This window comes from Chryseobacterium lactis (assembly GCF_003815875.1).
Lineage (GTDB): Bacteria > Bacteroidota > Bacteroidia > Flavobacteriales > Weeksellaceae > Chryseobacterium > Chryseobacterium lactis.
Window position 1 is genome coordinate 3427984 of the sequence record NZ_CP033924.1, and the last position, 16513, is coordinate 3444496.

The 16513-nt window shown below is 36.1% G+C and carries 13 protein-coding genes; 7 read left to right on the plus strand and 6 right to left on the minus strand.

Going from position 1 to position 16513, the window contains the following annotated elements:
• Window positions 1–13: 13 nt before the first annotated feature.
• The 4 genes from EG342_RS15195 to EG342_RS15210 all read right to left on the minus strand — a co-directional run bounded on the left by EG342_RS15195 (window position 14) and on the right by EG342_RS15210 (window position 4199).
• Entirely contained in the window at window positions 14–673 is a 660-nt protein-coding gene (locus tag EG342_RS15195; RefSeq protein ID WP_103293337.1) for a hypothetical protein, read from the minus strand.
• 100 nt (window positions 674–773) lie between these two features.
• Complete coding sequence (locus tag EG342_RS15200; protein WP_103293336.1) at window positions 774–1340, minus strand: Crp/Fnr family transcriptional regulator; 567 nt, start codon at window positions 1338–1340, stop codon at window positions 774–776.
• A gap of 194 nt (window positions 1341–1534) precedes the next feature.
• Entirely contained in the window at window positions 1535–2851 is a 1317-nt protein-coding gene (locus EG342_RS15205; protein WP_103293335.1) for a sensor histidine kinase, read from the minus strand.
• 4 nt (window positions 2852–2855) lie between these two features.
• On the minus strand, window positions 2856–4199 hold the full coding sequence (locus EG342_RS15210) for a sigma-54-dependent transcriptional regulator (RefSeq protein ID WP_103293334.1): 1344 nt from the start codon (window positions 4197–4199) through the stop codon (window positions 2856–2858).
• A 173-nt stretch (window positions 4200–4372) separates the two neighbouring features.
• On the opposite strand from EG342_RS15210, the gene EG342_RS15215 reads away from it, so the two are divergent.
• The 7 genes from EG342_RS15215 (at window position 4373) to EG342_RS15245 (ending at window position 13092) form a co-directional block, all read left to right on the plus strand.
• The gene (locus EG342_RS15215; protein ID WP_103293333.1) at window positions 4373–5614 is read left to right on the plus strand and encodes an efflux RND transporter periplasmic adaptor subunit; all 1242 of its coding nucleotides are present in this window, start codon (window positions 4373–4375) and stop codon (window positions 5612–5614) included.
• A 78-nt stretch (window positions 5615–5692) separates the two neighbouring features.
• Window positions 5693–6415: an ABC transporter ATP-binding protein gene (locus EG342_RS15220; RefSeq protein ID WP_103293332.1), complete on the plus strand. Its 723-nt coding sequence runs from the start codon at window positions 5693–5695 to the stop codon at window positions 6413–6415.
• A gap of 23 nt (window positions 6416–6438) precedes the next feature.
• Window positions 6439–8853, plus strand: coding sequence for an ABC transporter permease (locus tag EG342_RS15225; RefSeq protein WP_246008631.1), 2415 nt, complete (start codon window positions 6439–6441; stop codon window positions 8851–8853).
• A 51-nt stretch (window positions 8854–8904) separates the two neighbouring features.
• Entirely contained in the window at window positions 8905–10203 is a 1299-nt protein-coding gene (locus EG342_RS15230) for a TolC family protein (RefSeq protein WP_103293331.1), read from the plus strand.
• A gap of 305 nt (window positions 10204–10508) precedes the next feature.
• The gene (locus tag EG342_RS15235; RefSeq protein ID WP_103293330.1) at window positions 10509–11693 is read left to right on the plus strand and encodes an acyltransferase family protein; all 1185 of its coding nucleotides are present in this window, start codon (window positions 10509–10511) and stop codon (window positions 11691–11693) included.
• 122 nt (window positions 11694–11815) lie between these two features.
• Window positions 11816–12400, plus strand: a complete 585-nt coding sequence (locus EG342_RS15240) for a Crp/Fnr family transcriptional regulator (protein ID WP_103293329.1) — start codon at window positions 11816–11818, stop codon at window positions 12398–12400.
• A 62-nt stretch (window positions 12401–12462) separates the two neighbouring features.
• Window positions 12463–13092 (plus strand): FMN-dependent NADH-azoreductase, encoded by a 630-nt coding sequence (locus tag EG342_RS15245; protein WP_103293328.1) that lies wholly within the window; start codon window positions 12463–12465, stop codon window positions 13090–13092.
• Between the two features lie 92 nt (window positions 13093–13184).
• On the opposite strand, the gene EG342_RS15250 is transcribed toward EG342_RS15245, so the two are convergent.
• Both EG342_RS15250 and EG342_RS15255 read right to left on the minus strand, forming a co-directional pair.
• A complete protein-coding gene (locus tag EG342_RS15250; RefSeq protein WP_103293327.1) occupies window positions 13185–13985 on the minus strand; it encodes a DUF4249 domain-containing protein in 801 nt (266 codons plus the stop codon).
• Between the two features lie 3 nt (window positions 13986–13988).
• Window positions 13989–16319 carry a TonB-dependent receptor gene (locus EG342_RS15255; protein ID WP_103293326.1) on the minus strand — a complete coding sequence of 777 codons (2331 nt, stop codon included), beginning with the start codon at window positions 16317–16319 and terminating at the stop codon, window positions 13989–13991.
• Window positions 16320–16513: the final 194 nt, after the last annotated feature.

The window sequence follows — 16513 nt, forward strand, 5'->3', positions numbered from 1 at the left end:
CTTGAAAATGAAACTACAAAAGAGCTTTTATCCCAATGACGGGACTCACTCCGTTTAAATGAGTCAGTGAATTTTTTGATATTCCGGGAACAGAATAAAACTGGCATTCTCCCAGGATGATAAATGATTTGGAAATAATATAATTTACCCCAAAACCGGCATTGATATAAAGATTGGTAGAACTTTTTGTCCCGTAATCGATTTGATTATTAAATGAATGATAGCTAATCTTAGGCTCTTCGATAATGGCAAGACCCGATCCCGCAAATACGAAAGGTTGCCAACGGCCATAAAGTCTTTGATATCCGATATCCAGACCGATACTTGTACTGTTGCTCTTTACATCGACTTTAGATTGTAACGAGTTGAAGGAAACATGAGTTTTATAATTAACAGTAGTTTGCCCGAATTTAAACCTTACAAAATAGGAATTTTTATAAGTCGCCTGCAAAGTTGTCATCGCGTTTGATCCTATGGTATTTTTAAATCCGTCTTCACCGTTATAAGGGAAGAAAGCACCAAATGTACCTCCGAAATCAAAAATAAACTTTTTGTTTTCATTATTCAGAAGCTCCTGGGATTTCAGGCTGCTGGAAGAGAATCCCAGTATTAAAAAAAATAAAAAAGATATTCTGGACGAAAAAGGGTTTTTGATGGGTGAATAAACCTGCATGGATGATATTTATCTGACAAAATAAAATCATTTTGGCCTGTATTTTTTTAATATATCTTAAAAAATACAGGCAGCAATAAGGACAGGAATGATCAGTTTATCAGAACTTTGTAGTGGCTCTGATGACGCTCAGGGTTTGCTGTGTTATTCCGAGATAAGAGGCGATATAGCCCAGTGGAGCTCGTAGTACAAGATCCGGAGAATAAGTGATAAGATCCCTATATCTGTTTTGAGCAGACTGAAACTGCAAATCACAAACACGGTCAGAAAGTATCTTGATATGGTAAGCCATCACCATGATGACAAAAGCATTAAGCTTTGGAAAAGCATCGAGAAGAGCTTCTATTTTGGAATAATTGGCGACACGGATTTTACAGTTTTCCAGTAATTCATAACTGTAATGATATTCCTGATTTAGAAATACACTTTCTACTGATAAAAAGAATATATCTTCCTTAAAGAAATAATCGGTAATATCTTTTCCGTCTTTATAATAAAAAATACGTAGCAAGCCTTCTTCGATAAAAAAAACTTGTTTGGATCGACTGCCATTTGCTAATAGGATATGGTTTTTTGGCAATTCCTGATAATCAAATATTTCATCTAATAATGTGATTATTTCCTTAGGTAGCCCTCCTTCCTTTTCAAGATATGCACTCAATTCCATAAAATAATATATAGGACAAAATTAATATTTAAAAAGATATCAAAAGCTTTTGACCTAATGAAATGTATGTTAAATAATATGTCATTAATTTAAAGTATTGATTGTCAATAGTTTTTTAATATTGAAATTATCTTATAAAAATTTCATCTTTTAGCTTTAAAATATGTAAAAAATTACTACAGGATTCTATGAGATTATTGTAAAAACCATAATTCAAAATTACTTCCTTCTTCCAATGCTTTATAATTGAGATATCCGCCATGCGCTTCCATAATACTTTTGGCCAGGGTCAATCCGATTCCTGAACCGTTGGCTCTTGTTGTAAAAAAGGGAAGGAAGATCTTATCTTTAATTTCCGGGGTAATTCCGGAGCCATTGTCTGCTATGCTTACAATAATTCGATTGTTGTGAGATTTTACAGTGGCTGTAATGACCTTGTCTGTCTTTTCGGAAACTGCATGAATTGCATTGAGATAAAGGTTAATCAGGCAGCGTTCAATCATTTTTTCATCCGCTGATAGTAGGTAATCTTCGATATTTAAAATCGTTTGGATCTGGTGTTTTTCAAACTCGGATTTCAGAAAAAGGGAGGCTGATTCAATCACTTTTTTCAGAGAAATAGGACGGAGAACAGGTTTGGGCAGTTCGGCAACCTGACGGTAGTGATCCACAAAATTCAAAAGTTGTTTTGATCTGGAATTGATGATCATCAGGCTTTCTTTCATTTCCTGTTGATCTTCTTTGTCTATTGTTTCCTGATTACTGATGTATTCCAGGTTTTGAATAAGGCTGTTCACGGGCGTCAGAGTGTTCAGCAGCTCATGGGAAATCACTTTCATCAGATTATTCCATGCTAGTTTTTCTTTTTGTTCAATGATTTTCTGAACCGATTCAAGAGTAATGACATAAAAATGATGCTGTACACTTTTGATCTGCTTGGTTCTGAGTGAGAACGATTGCCCGGAGTTTCCATGGATTGAAATATCAAAAAACTCCTGTGAACTTTGATAACCGGTTTTTTCAATAATCGTATAAAATTCCGGTATTTTCAAAGCATACAGCTCCCAGCGGTTGTATTTGGGAACCTGTAAAATACCAAGGAAAGCTGCATTCACATAAAATACTTCCCAGTTTTTATCTTTTTCAGACAAAATCATCAGCCCCGTTTCCATTTGATCCAGAATGCTTTCATAAAGCAGTTTGTAAGAGGATAAAGAAAACTGCTCATCTTTGCTTTGATAATATAACCGGATACTACTGTCTAAAAGTTCACTTCCTTCCTCCTGAGGAAATAAAGAAAAGTCTTTCTTTCGGATAGAAGAAATGATCTTTTCAACCTTTGAAGCCTGAGAAGTCAGTGAAAAATACAGTAAAACCACAAAAAAAATCAGGACTAATACAAACAGCACAGCAGTGAGCCATTTTCCTTCTGAAAAGAAATGATAAGCGGCAATTCCGCTACCGATTGCCAGAAGATTGTACAATAATCCCGGTGTATTTTTTTTAGTCATGGTTTTATAATCCAAATTTTTCCATTCTTCTGTACAGGGCAGCTCTTGAAAGACCTAACGCTTCTGCGGCCAGAGAAATATTTCCTGTATGTTTTTTTAAAGCTTTTTTAATCAGTACTTCTTCCATTTCTTCAATATTGAGATTGGTTATTGTGCTTTCCTGTTCTTCCAGCTGAGGGATTAATAACTGAAATTTATTTTCATTGGACAAGATAACACTTCTTTCCAGACAGTGGTCCAGTTCCCGGATATTTCCCGGCCACGGAAAATGGGCGAGCGCTGTCAACAGATCATCTGTAAGTTCCAGATTGGGTTTATGATACTTTTGTTTATAACGATCCAAAAAATATTGGGCCAGCAATGCTATATCTTCCGGTCTTTCCCGTAATGCCGGAATTTGAATTTCCACCGTATTGATTCTGTAATATAAATCCTGACGAAAACGGTTTTCAGCAACTGCCTTTTTTAAATTTTCATTGGTAGCAAAAATAAAACGTACATCCAGTATTCGTTCTTTGGATTCTCCAAGCCTGGACAATTTTCTATTTTGAATCAGGCTTAATAATTTTGTCTGAAGGTGGAGTGGCAGGTTTCCAATCTCATCAAGAAAGACGGTTCCATTTTGGGCATTTTCAATTTTTCCGGCATAATCCTGATGGGCATCCGTAAATGCTCCTTTTTTATATCCGAAAAGCTCAGATTCAAAAAGACTCTCCGAAATACTTCCCAAGTCAATATGTACAAACGGTTGATTTTTCCTTTCCGATTGCTCGTGGATGGATTCCGCAAGTACAAATTTTCCAGTTCCGTTTTCACCCAATAATAAGACATTGGCATCAGTAGGAGCCACCTTTTTAATCTGTTCAAGTACCTCTTTCATTTTCAGGGAGTGACTTTCCAGCTGATACTGATTATTTTTCTGGTTTACATTTTCCCATTGACTGAGCTTTTTATTTTTTCGTGAAATATCTACGGCCAGACTCACTGAGGCATACAATTTTTCATTATTCCAGGGTTTTAGAATAAAATCTGAAGCCCCGTTTTTTAAAGCTTCCACCGCCAGTTCTACTTCGCCGTAGGCCGTCATCAGAATAATCGGGAGTTGTGGTTCGAGGGTTTTGATTTCGTTCATCCAGTATAGGCCGTCCTGTCCGTTTTCAAAACCTTTCCGGAAGTTCATATCCAATACTACGGCATCAATCTGATTTTCAACTATAAATTTTACTATTTCAGCCGGTTTACTCAGACAGCTTACCACTGAGAAAAACTTTTTTAACCAGACTCTTGCCGAGAACAGAATATCTTCGTCATCATCTACGATCAAAATATGAGCTTCTTTTTTGCGCATAATATACTATTTACTGTTAAAACTGTTCGTTTTCGAACAAAAAGTGTCCGGTAATGAACAGTTGTTGGAAGGGTATTCAAGATAGGGTCACAGATTTTCAAGGACTTACAGGTTTATATTTTTCTGGCACTTGCCTTGTGTAATCCATTGTAATAAAATGAGTTATCTTTAATATGGATACGAAAATAGTAAAAAAGAAATCGAAATTAAAATTTGTTTTAATCGGATTGGTCATATTAGTGTTAGTCATACTATCCGGTATGTATTTCAATAAACAGAAAAAAACATATAATATCTCTGCTGAAGATATTCAAACCGATCAGGTTACGCAAGGGAAGTTTGAAGATATGCTGATGGTAACAGCACAAACTCAATCGCTTAATTCTTCATTAGTCAATGTTCTGGAAGGAGGAGCTGTAAAGGAGATTTTTGCAGAAGACGGGCAAATGCTTACCAAGGGTCAGCCCATTGCAAGAGTGTATAATCCTAATACGGAATTCAGTTATATGAATCAGGAGACGGGTGTCATGCAGCAGATCAGCCAGATGAGAAGTACTCTTCTTGAGCTGAAAAATCAGGAACTGGTACAAGATAAGGAATTGTTACAGGCTCAAAATGACTATAATACGGCACTTCAGAATTTTAACTTACAGAAAAGGCTCTACGATGCGGAGATTGGAAAAAAAACAGACTATGACATCAGTGTGCAGAATCTGACCTATCAGAAACAAAGAAAATCAATTATTGAAAAAGGGTTCTCGACAGAAAAGAATTCAAGAAATGCGCAGATGTCGGCGATCAATACATCAATAGGCCAGATGGATAAAAGTCTTCAGATTTTACGTTCCAATAAAAATAATTTTCTGATCATGGCTCCGGCTTCAGGAAGGCTGTCCTCATTTGCTATTTCATTGGGCGAAAACCTTACCAGCGGGCGGAGTATCGGAAAAGTTGATCTGATGGATGGGTATAAACTGGTGGCCAAGGTGGATGAATATTATATCAATAAGCTTCAGAATGGAGTAAAAGGAGTACTTGATAATAATGATAAATCCTATGAAGTCATCATCACCAAAATTCTGCCTGAAGTAAAGGACGGTCAGTTTCTGGCAGAGCTTAATTTTACAGAAAAGAAGCCTGAAAATCTGAAAATAGGGATGACTTTTGGATTGAAGCTCAAACTTTCTGCAGATACCCGCAGTATTATGATTCCTAAAGGAAATTTTTCAAAAGATACGAATGGAAAGTGGATCTTTGTAGTCAAAGGAAATAAAGCAGAAAAAAGAGCAATCAGTCTGGGAAGAGAGAATCCGCTTTACTATGAGGTGGTTTCAGGACTGAAAGCTGGAGAAACTGTTATTACTTCAGATTATTCAGATCTCAAAAAATATGAAATGCTCGATATTAAAAAGTAAAATGATGAATATTTTTAATTTTTTCTCTTAATTTTTAAAAACAAAATTAATTAACGATAACAACAAACAGACACTATCATGATCAATATACATAATCTTTCAAAAATATACAAAGCAGAAGAGGTGCAGACTCACGCCTTACATGAGGTAAGCCTGAGCATAAAAGAAGGTGAATTTCTTGCCATAATGGGACCTTCAGGCTGTGGTAAATCTACTTTTTTAAATATTCTCGGACTTCTGGATGCAGCCTCAGCAGGCTCTTACCAATTTGAAGAAGCCGAAATGACAGGACTGAGTGAAAGAAAAAAATCGGATGTCCGTAAAAAAAATATAGGATTTATTTTCCAGAATTTTAACCTGATTGATGAGTTGACCGTCTATGAAAATATTGAACTGCCCCTGATTTACAATGGCGTTTCTCCTGCTGAAAGAAAAAGAAAAGTAGAAGAAATTATGGAAAAGATCAATATTGCTCACCGTGCAAAGCATTATCCACAGCAGCTTTCCGGAGGTCAGCAGCAAAGAGCAGCAGTAGCAAGGGCATTGGTGACTAAACCTAAACTGATTCTTGCCGATGAACCTACAGGAAATCTGGACAGCTCCAACGGAAATGAGGTGATGAACCTCCTGGCAGAACTTCACAGAGAAGGATCTACCATCGTCATGGTTACGCACTCTTCATACGATGCCGGCTTTGCTTCGCGGATTATCAACATGAAAGACGGTCAGATTTTTAATGAAGAGCATGCTTCCGAAAGAAAAGATGTCTTCGCAAAAGCCGATGCCGGAGCATTTAAATAAATACCATTAATTATAATACTATTATGATGCTTACCAATTGGCTTAAAATTGCCTTAATCAATTATAAAAAGAACAGACTGTCTACCTTTATCAATCTGTTTGGACTCACCGTAGGTCTTACCGGATTTATGCTGATCCTGATGCACTGGAATGACGAGGAATCTTATGAGAAACGGAATCCCAAAAAAGATCAGATTTATGCTTTTCAGAGTCTGTATAAAAGAATACATTTTTACGGAGAAAATATTTCTTATCCGCTAGCCTTTACTGCATCGGAAAAAATTCCTGAAGTTGAAGATTACCTTTTGTTCAGCGGTTCTAATATCGGAGCCAAGATGACCACAAAATATACGACGACTTTCCAACAAGGAGGTTTTGCTACCTCAGAAAGCTTCTTTAATTTTTTTCCTTATAAAATTATATCAGGCAATGCAAAGGATGCTCTGAAATCAAATACCTCCATTGCTATTTCAAGGCAGGCGGCTATGAAATTATTTGGAACAGCGAATGCTGCCGGTGAGTCAATAAAATTTGATGATAAAATCTATAATGTTACCGCTGTTTATGAGATTTCTGAAGGGAATAGCCAGATCAAACCGGAGTTTATTTTCAAGCCCGCAGAACGGTTTGAATATGATAAAACTCAATGGAATAATTTCAATTACGGATGTTTTTTTATGCTTAAAAAAGGAGTTGATCCTTCAGTTTTTGAAAAAAAATTTAAAGAAATTCTTGAACAGAGAGCCGCTATTTCTGCGAAAACATCGGGGATGAGTGCCCAGCAGTTTTCTTATCTTTATGGACCTAATGTGGCATTTCTTATTCCTTTAGATCAGCTTAAGCTCCATGCAAAAGCATCCTGGTTTGGAGCAGGAGATTTCAGAACAATCATGATCCTCTTCTCCCTGTCGGTTCTGATTGTTGTCTTATCTGCAATTAATTTTATCAATCTGAAAACAGCAGAAGCATCACAAAGAGCCAAAGAAGTGGGAGTAAGAAAAGCACTCGGAGGAACAAAACTTTCGTTAATGATACAGTTCTTTTTAGAAACGTTCATCATCTGTGTGCTCGCCTATGTGTTGTCTTTGGCACTTACGGAGCTCTTGCTTCCTACTTTTAATAAATTTTTTAATAAGGAAATACAATTAAACGATTGGCATATCTATGCATATTCTTTTGCAATGGTTATTGTGGTCACCTTATTGTCCGGGTTAATTCCTGCTTTTTATCTTTCTAATTTTAAAGCGATTGAAACCCTGAAGGGAAATTTTTCCCGAAGCAGACATGGCGTCTGGCTTAGAAACGGAATCCTTACGCTGCAGCTTATTATTTCTTCATTTTTTATCATTGGAGGGCTCATTGTACACAGTCAGGTTAAACATATGATGAATAAGGATCTTGGATTTAACGGAAAACAGATTATACTGATTTATTTCAATGAAACCGTTCCTAAGTCATGGTTGCGATATGAACGTCTTAAAACAGAAATTTCAAAAATCAACGGAGTAGAAGAGGTTTCTTATGGAGAGGCTGTTGTAGGCGGGCAGAAAAGTAGTTCTAATATCGATTATCAGAAGGAAAGTATTAATGCAGAAAGTGGGTCTATGGATTATAATTATCTTCAGTTTATGGGGGTGAAATTATTGAAAGGACGTTGGTTGAATCCTAACCTTGCTTCTGATACCATCAATACAATTATTGTCAATGAGGCATTTGTAAAGAAATTTGGCTGGACGGATGATCAGATTTTTCAACGCGAACTTTATCCCGGATTTGATAATGGAAAAAAATATAAGGTGGTGGGAATTGTAAAAGATTTTAATCTTAAAAGTCTTAAATACAACGTAGAACCGGTTATGTTTTTTCATTATAAACAAACCCCTTGGAAAAGATTCAATGTCTACAATATTCAGGTGAAAATAAAACCGGATGATATTGAAGGAACGGTTAACAGAATAAAACAGCTCTGGGGAAAATCGGTGGAACCGGGCTCTCCTTTTGACTATTATTTTATCGATCAGAAATTTGCAAAAACTTTTGAAGTCTATCAAAAGCAACAGACTTTGTTTACCATTCTGAATGCGATGGTACTGATGGTGGCATTATTGGGATTATTTGCCCTTTCTTCCCTGATGATTGAGCAAAAATTGAAAGACGTGGCGATTCGGAAAACATTAGGTGCCTCAGATCGTACCCTTGTCTTCGGATTAACCCGCCAGTTCCTCTGGATTACTGTAATTGCTGTACTGATAAGCATTCCGATCTGTTATTTTCTGATGGATGAATGGCTGAAAGATTTTGCCTACAGAATTGATATGCCGGTTTGGCCGTTTGTGGTCAGTTTCCTGGTATTGCTGGCGCTTACCTTTGCAGTAGTAAGTATCAAAGCATATAAAGCAACCAAAGTGGATCTTATAAAATACCTGAAGTATGAGTAACCGGGTTCATCGCTCATCTCAATTTTTAATTATTTAAATCAGAACGTACTCATGAAAAATTTCATTTTTCTATTTTTTGTTGGCCTTTTTCCGGCACAGCAAACATGGAACCTGCAACAATGTCTCGACTATGCATCTTCGCATCATCCATTAATTAAGCAGGCTACGGTGAATGTAACAAAAAATGATAAATTGATTACCGGGGCCAAAGGAATGCTGTTGCCTTCAGTAGGAGCAGAGGTGAAGCACACCTATAGTTTTGGTTCTTCCATTAATCAGTTAAGCAATCAGAGGGAGGCGCTTAATACACAGTATGATCAGCTTACTGCTCAGGCAGACTGGAACCTTTTTAACTGGAAAAATATCCTGGATATTTCTTTATCTAAATTGAATAAGGAAACCAGCACCTATAAGCTTAAATTAGCTCAGAATAAGGTAAAACTGAATGTCATTCAAATGTTTTTTGCCTACCAGAACAGCAGAAGCTGGCTTGAAGTGCTGGAAACCCAGATATCCGGGATACAGGATCAGATCAAACGTACTGAAAAAGAAGTAGAAATCGGAAACAGGCCTAAAAGCGATGTTTATGATATTAAAGCAAATCTGGGGACGTTGCAGGAGCAGTGGGTGTCTGCTAAAAACCAGCGTGATCAGGCGAAAATAAATTTGCTGAATGCGTTATCAGTTACTCAGGATTCCATGGATTTTGTGATGAATAGTGATACACTTTCTTCTGAAGCAGAATTCCACGATCCTGATTTTACAAAAAAATTATTGGAGAAAAACCCTGCTTACCAATCTGTGATTGCAGAAATTAAGGCACAGGAAAAGAAAGAAGACGTTGCAAAAGCAGGGTACCTGCCCACTTTAAACGGAAGCTACAGCTGGTCTACTTTTTATAATAAAGTGCTGGGAAAAGATAGCAGTTTCAACATGAGTTTTTCTGATCAGCTTTCCCAAAACAAGAATCAGTCTGTATTTTTTGGGCTTAACATTCCTGTTTTTAATAAGCTACAGGTGAAAACCAATGTAGAACTTGCAAAATTAAATGTCATTAATTCGAGATACGACAAAGAATTGATCATCAATGATCTTACCCAAAATATCAATTCTATCAGAGCTCAGTTTTTAAACGCTCAGGAAAAATATAATCTGTTGGATGCCAACTTTGAAAATCAAAAACGCTCATTTCAGAAATCTGAAGAGAAATATAAAGAGGGATTAATCGATGCATATTCATTTTTTATTGTCCGGAACGGATGGCTCCAGGCCAATTATAATCTGATCAATAGCAAAAATGATGTGATCCTGCAGACAGAACTCCTGAAAATAATGGAATCAGGATTTTAATATCAATTTATTCGTACATTTCCATTGGCCGCCTTCACTATTGTTGAAGGCGGTTTTTCTGTTTGTGCTTTAGCTGAATATTGTCCGGTCCATCAGACATTTTTTCATATATATTAAAAAAAAACAGGTCAGATTTATTTTTATTTGCCATGTAATGATAATCGTAAAATGACCCATTTGAAAGCTTTAAAACATGTCTGGAAAGTTCCACTGCCTTTTGCAATTACATCTGCAGTCTTAGCTAATTCTATATAACATTCATATTTGAAATGTACCTGTTTACAGATTTTCCTAAATAATCATCCATGAAAAAAAAATTAAACCTGATTAATTTAATTAATCCCTATTTTTTATTTTCAAAAGAACTGGCCAACGACCGAATTTTCGGATTGGATATTTTGCGGGCTTTTGCAATTATCGTAGTCATTATTGATCACGGTAAATTTATGTTTCCCCCAAAGATTGTAGAGTTGCACAACTATATACAGTTTGATGGGGTAACGGTCTTTTTTGTTCTCAGTGGATTATTGATCGGCAAAATTTTAATTAAACAGGTAGAAAATAATAAAGTCAGTTTCAGGCTATTATTGGATTTTTGGATCAGAAGGTGGTTTCGTACTTTACCCACTTATTTCCTGATACTATCGATTTTGGTAATTTGTTATAGTATTAAAGAAGAATCCTTTACATTTTATAAAATGAGCAGGTATTACTTTTTTATTCAGAATTTTTTTCACATTCCATATTTGTACTTTCCTGAAGCATGGAGCTTAAGCGTAGAGGAATGGTTTTATATATTGATACCGTCTTTTATTTTTTTATTAATCCTTGTTTTTAAACTACAACCTAAAATTTCGATTCCTGTTGTTGTATGTATTGTAATTTGTGGTGTCACTTTTTTAAGATATACTATTTGCCTGGATCATGATGAAGAAAAAGCACGGACATTTCATCATATCGTTATTTTCAGACTGGACAGCATTATGTATGGTGTTATAGGAGCCTATATCAATTATTATTATCTCAAATACTGGAATTTAATCCCACGTTATTTATTTCTGACCGGGATTGGGATATTCGCATTGCAAAAGTACCTCTCTCTGAGCAATACGTTCCCAGATCTGACCGGTCTTTATAAAATCATTTTTGAATTTAGCCTGACATCTTTAGGTACTTTACTGCTACTTCCTTATTTAACCACTTTAAAAGATAGAAAATACGCCATCGGAAAAATAATCACCATCATCAGTATCTTATCCTATTCAATGTATCTTATTCATATGACTTTAATTAAGAATATGATCCTATACAGCATTCCATGGACAAGCTTTACTAAGAATTATAACATCATAATTCCGGTGATGTATACTCTGTATTGGGGAATTACCTTTTTATTTTCTACGGTCATCTATAAATTTTATGAAGCGCCGATGACGAGGCTTCGCGATCAGTTCAGTATGCTCCAAAAGCATGAAAAGCCCGCCTTTTAAATTGTACTGGCCAATCGTCCTTTTAATTCCTATAGTAAGGGTCTAAAAAAGGTTAATCACTGTTATGAACATGAGAATATTCTTTTAATTTTGTTAAAGGAATAACTAAGTAAATCACATCTATGAAACACCACGCTCTCATAAAAAATATCTCCAGGTTTGTAAGTTTAACACCAGCAGAAATTGCAATATTTGAAGATTTCTGGGTTGAAAAAACATGGGAAAAAGGTGAATATCTCTTGAGAAACGGAGATATTTGCCGGTATGACAATTACGTGGTTTCAGGGTTATTAAAAGCATATTATATCAATGCTGAAAACGGAAACGAAGAAATTCTTTATTTCTCCATGGATGATTGGTGGGCTTCTGATATCAATAGTTTTTCAAGACAGAAAGCCTCTGTTTATAATATACAAGCGTTGGAAAAAACAACGGTTTTACAGATTAATTACCATTCTTTTCAGCAGCTTTTACGCGAAATTCCACAATTGGAAAGATATTTCAGGATTATATTGGAAGGATATCTGGGTACCTTACAAAAAAGGATCATTTATAATAATATATATGATGCAGAGTACAGGTATTTCGATTTTTTAGAGACTTATCCCAGTATTGCTTCCAAAGTTCCTCAATATGCTATAGCTTCCTATTTAGGAGTGTCTGCTGAATTTATCAGTAGATTACGAAAAAAATATAAATCATCTTGAACTAGATCAATTTTTTTACGTGTAATAATAAGGAATTTTGCTTCATAATAATAACGAAGCAAATGAAAAAAGTATTGATTATTAACGCAAGCGTTAGAAATGAAAGGTCTTATAGTAGAAAGCTTTCACAGTTTTTTGTTGAAAACTGGAAAGTAAAAAATCATCAGGATCTGATTACTTACCGGGAGGTTGGAACTGAAATAATTCCGGGTATTGATGAGTCCTGGATTGCAGGAGCTTTTATAAAACCAACGGACAGGACTGAAGTTCATCAAAAAGCATTGAGGCTCAGTGATGAGCTGGTGAAAGAGTTGAAAGAGCATGACATATACATCATTGCTACGCCGATGTATAACTGGTCTGTTCCCAGTGGATTAAAATCGTATATAGACCAGGTTATGAGGTACAAAGAAACCTGGAAATTCAGGTCAGGAGTTCCGGATGGTGATTACGTAGGTTTACTTGAAAATAAAAAGATGTTTATATTGTCAAGCAGGGGAGATACCGGTTATGGAGAGAATGAAAAAAATGAACACATGAATTTTCAGACCACTTATTTGAAATTTATTTTTGGGATCATGGGAGTAAAAGATATAACCATCCTGTCTTTAGATAATGAAGAGTTTGGTGGAGAAATATTTGAAAGCTCAAAGAAAGAGATTTTTGAAAGTATCAGTACATTATTAGTTTAAAAGACGAATTACCTATTAAAAAAAATAAGCTATATGAAAAAGGCTGTTCAGGATTTCCTGAACAGCCTTTTTTTAACAAAATATTGTAATCTTTATTGAATCACAAAACTTTTTGTACTCTCCGTATGAGCAGAAAAATATCCTAAAGCTCCGTTGCTGATATTGCTTGGAGGATTGGAAGGCGTTACACCACCACCTGCACCTGAAAGATCAAGAAGAGCGCTGTAAAAAGTAAAAATATTATTATCAATACTTTGCATCTCCACATGAATGGTATCTCCAGGTTTAACTTCATGATCCGCACCGTCATTATCATCATTGGGAAGTATTAAAGGTCGTTGGTTAGGCAATCCGTTATTAAGATTATCAGAAAATACATTGATATATTTTTTAGATAAATTATTGATTGTAAAAGAAAATAGATAACGATTTCCTAAGACAGACGGGTCGGTGAAAATTGGCAAAAGAGTATAGCTGGTTTTATCCCCAAATTTAAAAGAATCCTGTGATAAACCTTCAAAATCAACCGGTTGTGGCATTGTGCTCTGAGCTGTATATTGCTGCCCTTCGGCTTGTACTTTAAGAGTATATGTTTTTCCCGGTGCCCCCACAAATGAGGTCGTTTGATATTGGCCATTCCCCACATACTGTAACGTTTCAGTCTGCCCGGTATTATCACTTACAACAACCTGTGCACCTGCTACTGCGGGGTATTGATTCTGTTTTGTAAATGCTACCGATTTTGTAATTCTAACAATATAAGGACCTGTCTGATCGGTTATATTGCCTTCAATGACTATTTTTCCACTTTGATCATCCAGATCAAGATTGATCTCCTTCTGACATGAAGTGACTAAAAACAGGGATAATATAATAAGAAAAGTATTTTTCATGATTTAAAATTTGAAATTGTAAGTGATGTTAGGAATCCAACGGAATAACGAAGTCTGCATAGCACGGGTTGTTCCCGGATTGTTAGGATTGTCTTCGAAATTAATAACATAGGCATTTTCACGGCCATACAGGTTATAGATTCCGAAAGTCCATGATCCACGGAAACGCTTGTTGGAAGAAGGTTCGTAGGTTGCACTTACATCCATTCTGTGATATGCCGGCATACGGTCGGCATTTCGGCTGCTGTACTGGAAGACCGTTTGTCCGTTCAGCTCATATTTTCCGGTAGGAAATGTCACTGCATTTCCTGTACTGTAAACGAATAATCCTGAAAGAGACCATTTTGGATTCAATTGATAAGTAGCAACAATAGACAGATCATGAGTTTTGTCCATTCTTGCATTATACCATTGATTATCGTTGATCCCGTTAATCTTTCTTTCAGTTTTAGACAGGGTATAGGAGATCCATCCGGTAAGCCTTCCACTTTTCTTTTTTGCAATAAGTTCCAGTCCGTAAGCTCTTCCTTTACCAAATAACAATTCACTTTCTACATCAGCTGCCGTATCAAAAGTGATCTGAGCACCATTTTTAAAGTCAATCTGATTCTGCATAGATTTATAATAGACTTCAGCATTCAATTCATAATTGTTATTATTGAAATTTCTGCTGTATCCCAAACTCACCTGATCTGCAATTTCAGGCTTTACCGTCAGGCTGCTTCCAATCCACTGATCAGTAGGATTTCCACTGCTTGAGTTGCTTAAAAGATGTAGATTCTGAGTATTTCGGGAATAACCTCCCTTTACGCTGCTTACTTCATTGATTCTATAGTTTGCTGTAATTCTAGGCTCAATATTAACATACGTTTTTCCGAATTTCCCTTTTTCAACATATTTGCTGTCGGTAAGAACTCCATTTTCATACGTATTAAAAGTATCACCACCTAAAACACTAAACATAGAAAGTCGCGCTCCATAATTAACGGTCAGCTTATCTGTAGCTTTAAAATCATCATTAATATATAACGCATTTTCCCACGATTTTCTAGGATTTCTAGGGAAGCTGCTTACACTGGTTCCTGATGCCGTACTTGGAGTAATGGTATGGTAAATAGACTGTAGCCCGAAACGTACAGAATGCTTATTTCCTGCAAACCATGTAAAATCCTGTTTAAGATTCCAGTCCTTGATTTTTGAATTTAGACCAAAATTATTATCATTACTCTTTAAACTAACTTTATAATCGTAGTCACTGTAAATAAATGATGTATTGGAAAACAACTTACTGTTGATAATACTGTTCCATCTCAATGTAGCTGTAGTGTTCCCCCAGTCCGTAGAAAATGTATTACCTAATCCCAATACATCTCTTCCGAAATATCCGGACAGATAAAGTCGGTTGTTTTCATTGATCTGATAATTGGCTTTCAGATTCAGGTCGTAAAAATATAACTTATTGTCTTTGTAGTCGTTCGAGGTCTTCAGGAATAAATCCGCATAGGTTCTTCTTCCCGAAACAATGAATGAAGATTTTTCCTTCTGAATAGGCCCTTCCACACTCAGTCTGCTGCTTATCAACCCAATTCCTCCATTGACATTATAATCCTGGTTATTTCCGTCTTTCATTTTAACATCCAGAACGGAAGAAAGACGTCCGCCGTATTGAGCAGGGCTGTTTCCTTTGATGATACTTGCATCTTTCAAAGCATCACTGTTGAAGGTGCTGAAAAAGCCAAGCAGGTGAGAGGCATTATAAACAGGAGCTTCATCCAGCAAAATAAGGTTCTGGTCGGTAGCACCACCTCTCACACTGAATCCGCTGCTTCCTTCGCCATTGCTTTTAATACCCGGTAAAAGCTGGATCGTCTTCATGACGTCTTTTTCTCCAAATAAAACAGGAAGCTTTTCTATGTTTTTAATGCTTAATGTCTCTGTCCCCATTTGGGCAGAAGTTAAATTCTTATCCTTCTTAATACCCGTGATCACCACTTCATCAATGGATTTTGAGATTTGCTCCTGAGGGATCAGCGGTAAATCAACTTTTATATTCTGATCAACTTTAATCTGTTGCTCAAAATCCTGGTAACCGGGATTGGAAATAATAAGAGTGTAGCTGCCTTCCGGTAGTGATAAAGAGTAAAATCCATACTCATTGGCAACAACATTAATCTTGGGATCTTCACTTACTTTTACGGATACTCCGATCAGTAATTCGCCATTTTTTTTATCTTTCACCGTTCCACTTACAGAGTAGGTTTGTTGCGCAAGCACAAAAGTACTGAAACAGAGCGCAGCGGTGGCTGCGGTAATTTTTAAAAAGGATGTTTGCATTAGTTTTGTTTAAAGTAGTAGACTTTGCTCGATGCTTATTATGTTTATTGATGCTCGATTAGTTGAAGAGAAACCGGATTAGTTACACCTAAAGCTGTAATTATGAAAGAAATCCGTGTAAAAAAGGGTTTCTGGAAATCTTTAGATCCAAGGATAAGCCCTGATTGTTGCATAAACATTAATATTATGCATTG

Coding starts and splice junctions, on each gene's coding strand:
- EG342_RS15195 (WP_103293337.1), bottom strand. CDS start 673: ATGCAGGTTTATTCACCCATCAAAAACCCTTTTTCGTCCAGAATATCT.
- EG342_RS15200 (WP_103293336.1), bottom strand. CDS start 1,340: ATGGAATTGAGTGCATATCTTGAAAAGGAAGGAGGGCTACCTAAGGAA.
- EG342_RS15205 (WP_103293335.1), bottom strand. CDS start 2,851: ATGACTAAAAAAAATACACCGGGATTATTGTACAATCTTCTGGCAATC.
- EG342_RS15210 (WP_103293334.1), bottom strand. CDS start 4,199: ATGCGCAAAAAAGAAGCTCATATTTTGATCGTAGATGATGACGAAGAT.
- EG342_RS15215 (WP_103293333.1), top strand. CDS start 4,373: ATGGATACGAAAATAGTAAAAAAGAAATCGAAATTAAAATTTGTTTTA.
- EG342_RS15220 (WP_103293332.1), top strand. CDS start 5,693: ATGATCAATATACATAATCTTTCAAAAATATACAAAGCAGAAGAGGTG.
- EG342_RS15225 (WP_246008631.1), top strand. CDS start 6,439: ATGATGCTTACCAATTGGCTTAAAATTGCCTTAATCAATTATAAAAAG.
- EG342_RS15230 (WP_103293331.1), top strand. CDS start 8,905: ATGAAAAATTTCATTTTTCTATTTTTTGTTGGCCTTTTTCCGGCACAG.
- EG342_RS15235 (WP_103293330.1), top strand. CDS start 10,509: ATGAAAAAAAAATTAAACCTGATTAATTTAATTAATCCCTATTTTTTA.
- EG342_RS15240 (WP_103293329.1), top strand. CDS start 11,816: ATGAAACACCACGCTCTCATAAAAAATATCTCCAGGTTTGTAAGTTTA.
- EG342_RS15245 (WP_103293328.1), top strand. CDS start 12,463: ATGAAAAAAGTATTGATTATTAACGCAAGCGTTAGAAATGAAAGGTCT.
- EG342_RS15250 (WP_103293327.1), bottom strand. CDS start 13,985: ATGAAAAATACTTTTCTTATTATATTATCCCTGTTTTTAGTCACTTCA.
- EG342_RS15255 (WP_103293326.1), bottom strand. CDS start 16,319: ATGCAAACATCCTTTTTAAAAATTACCGCAGCCACCGCTGCGCTCTGT.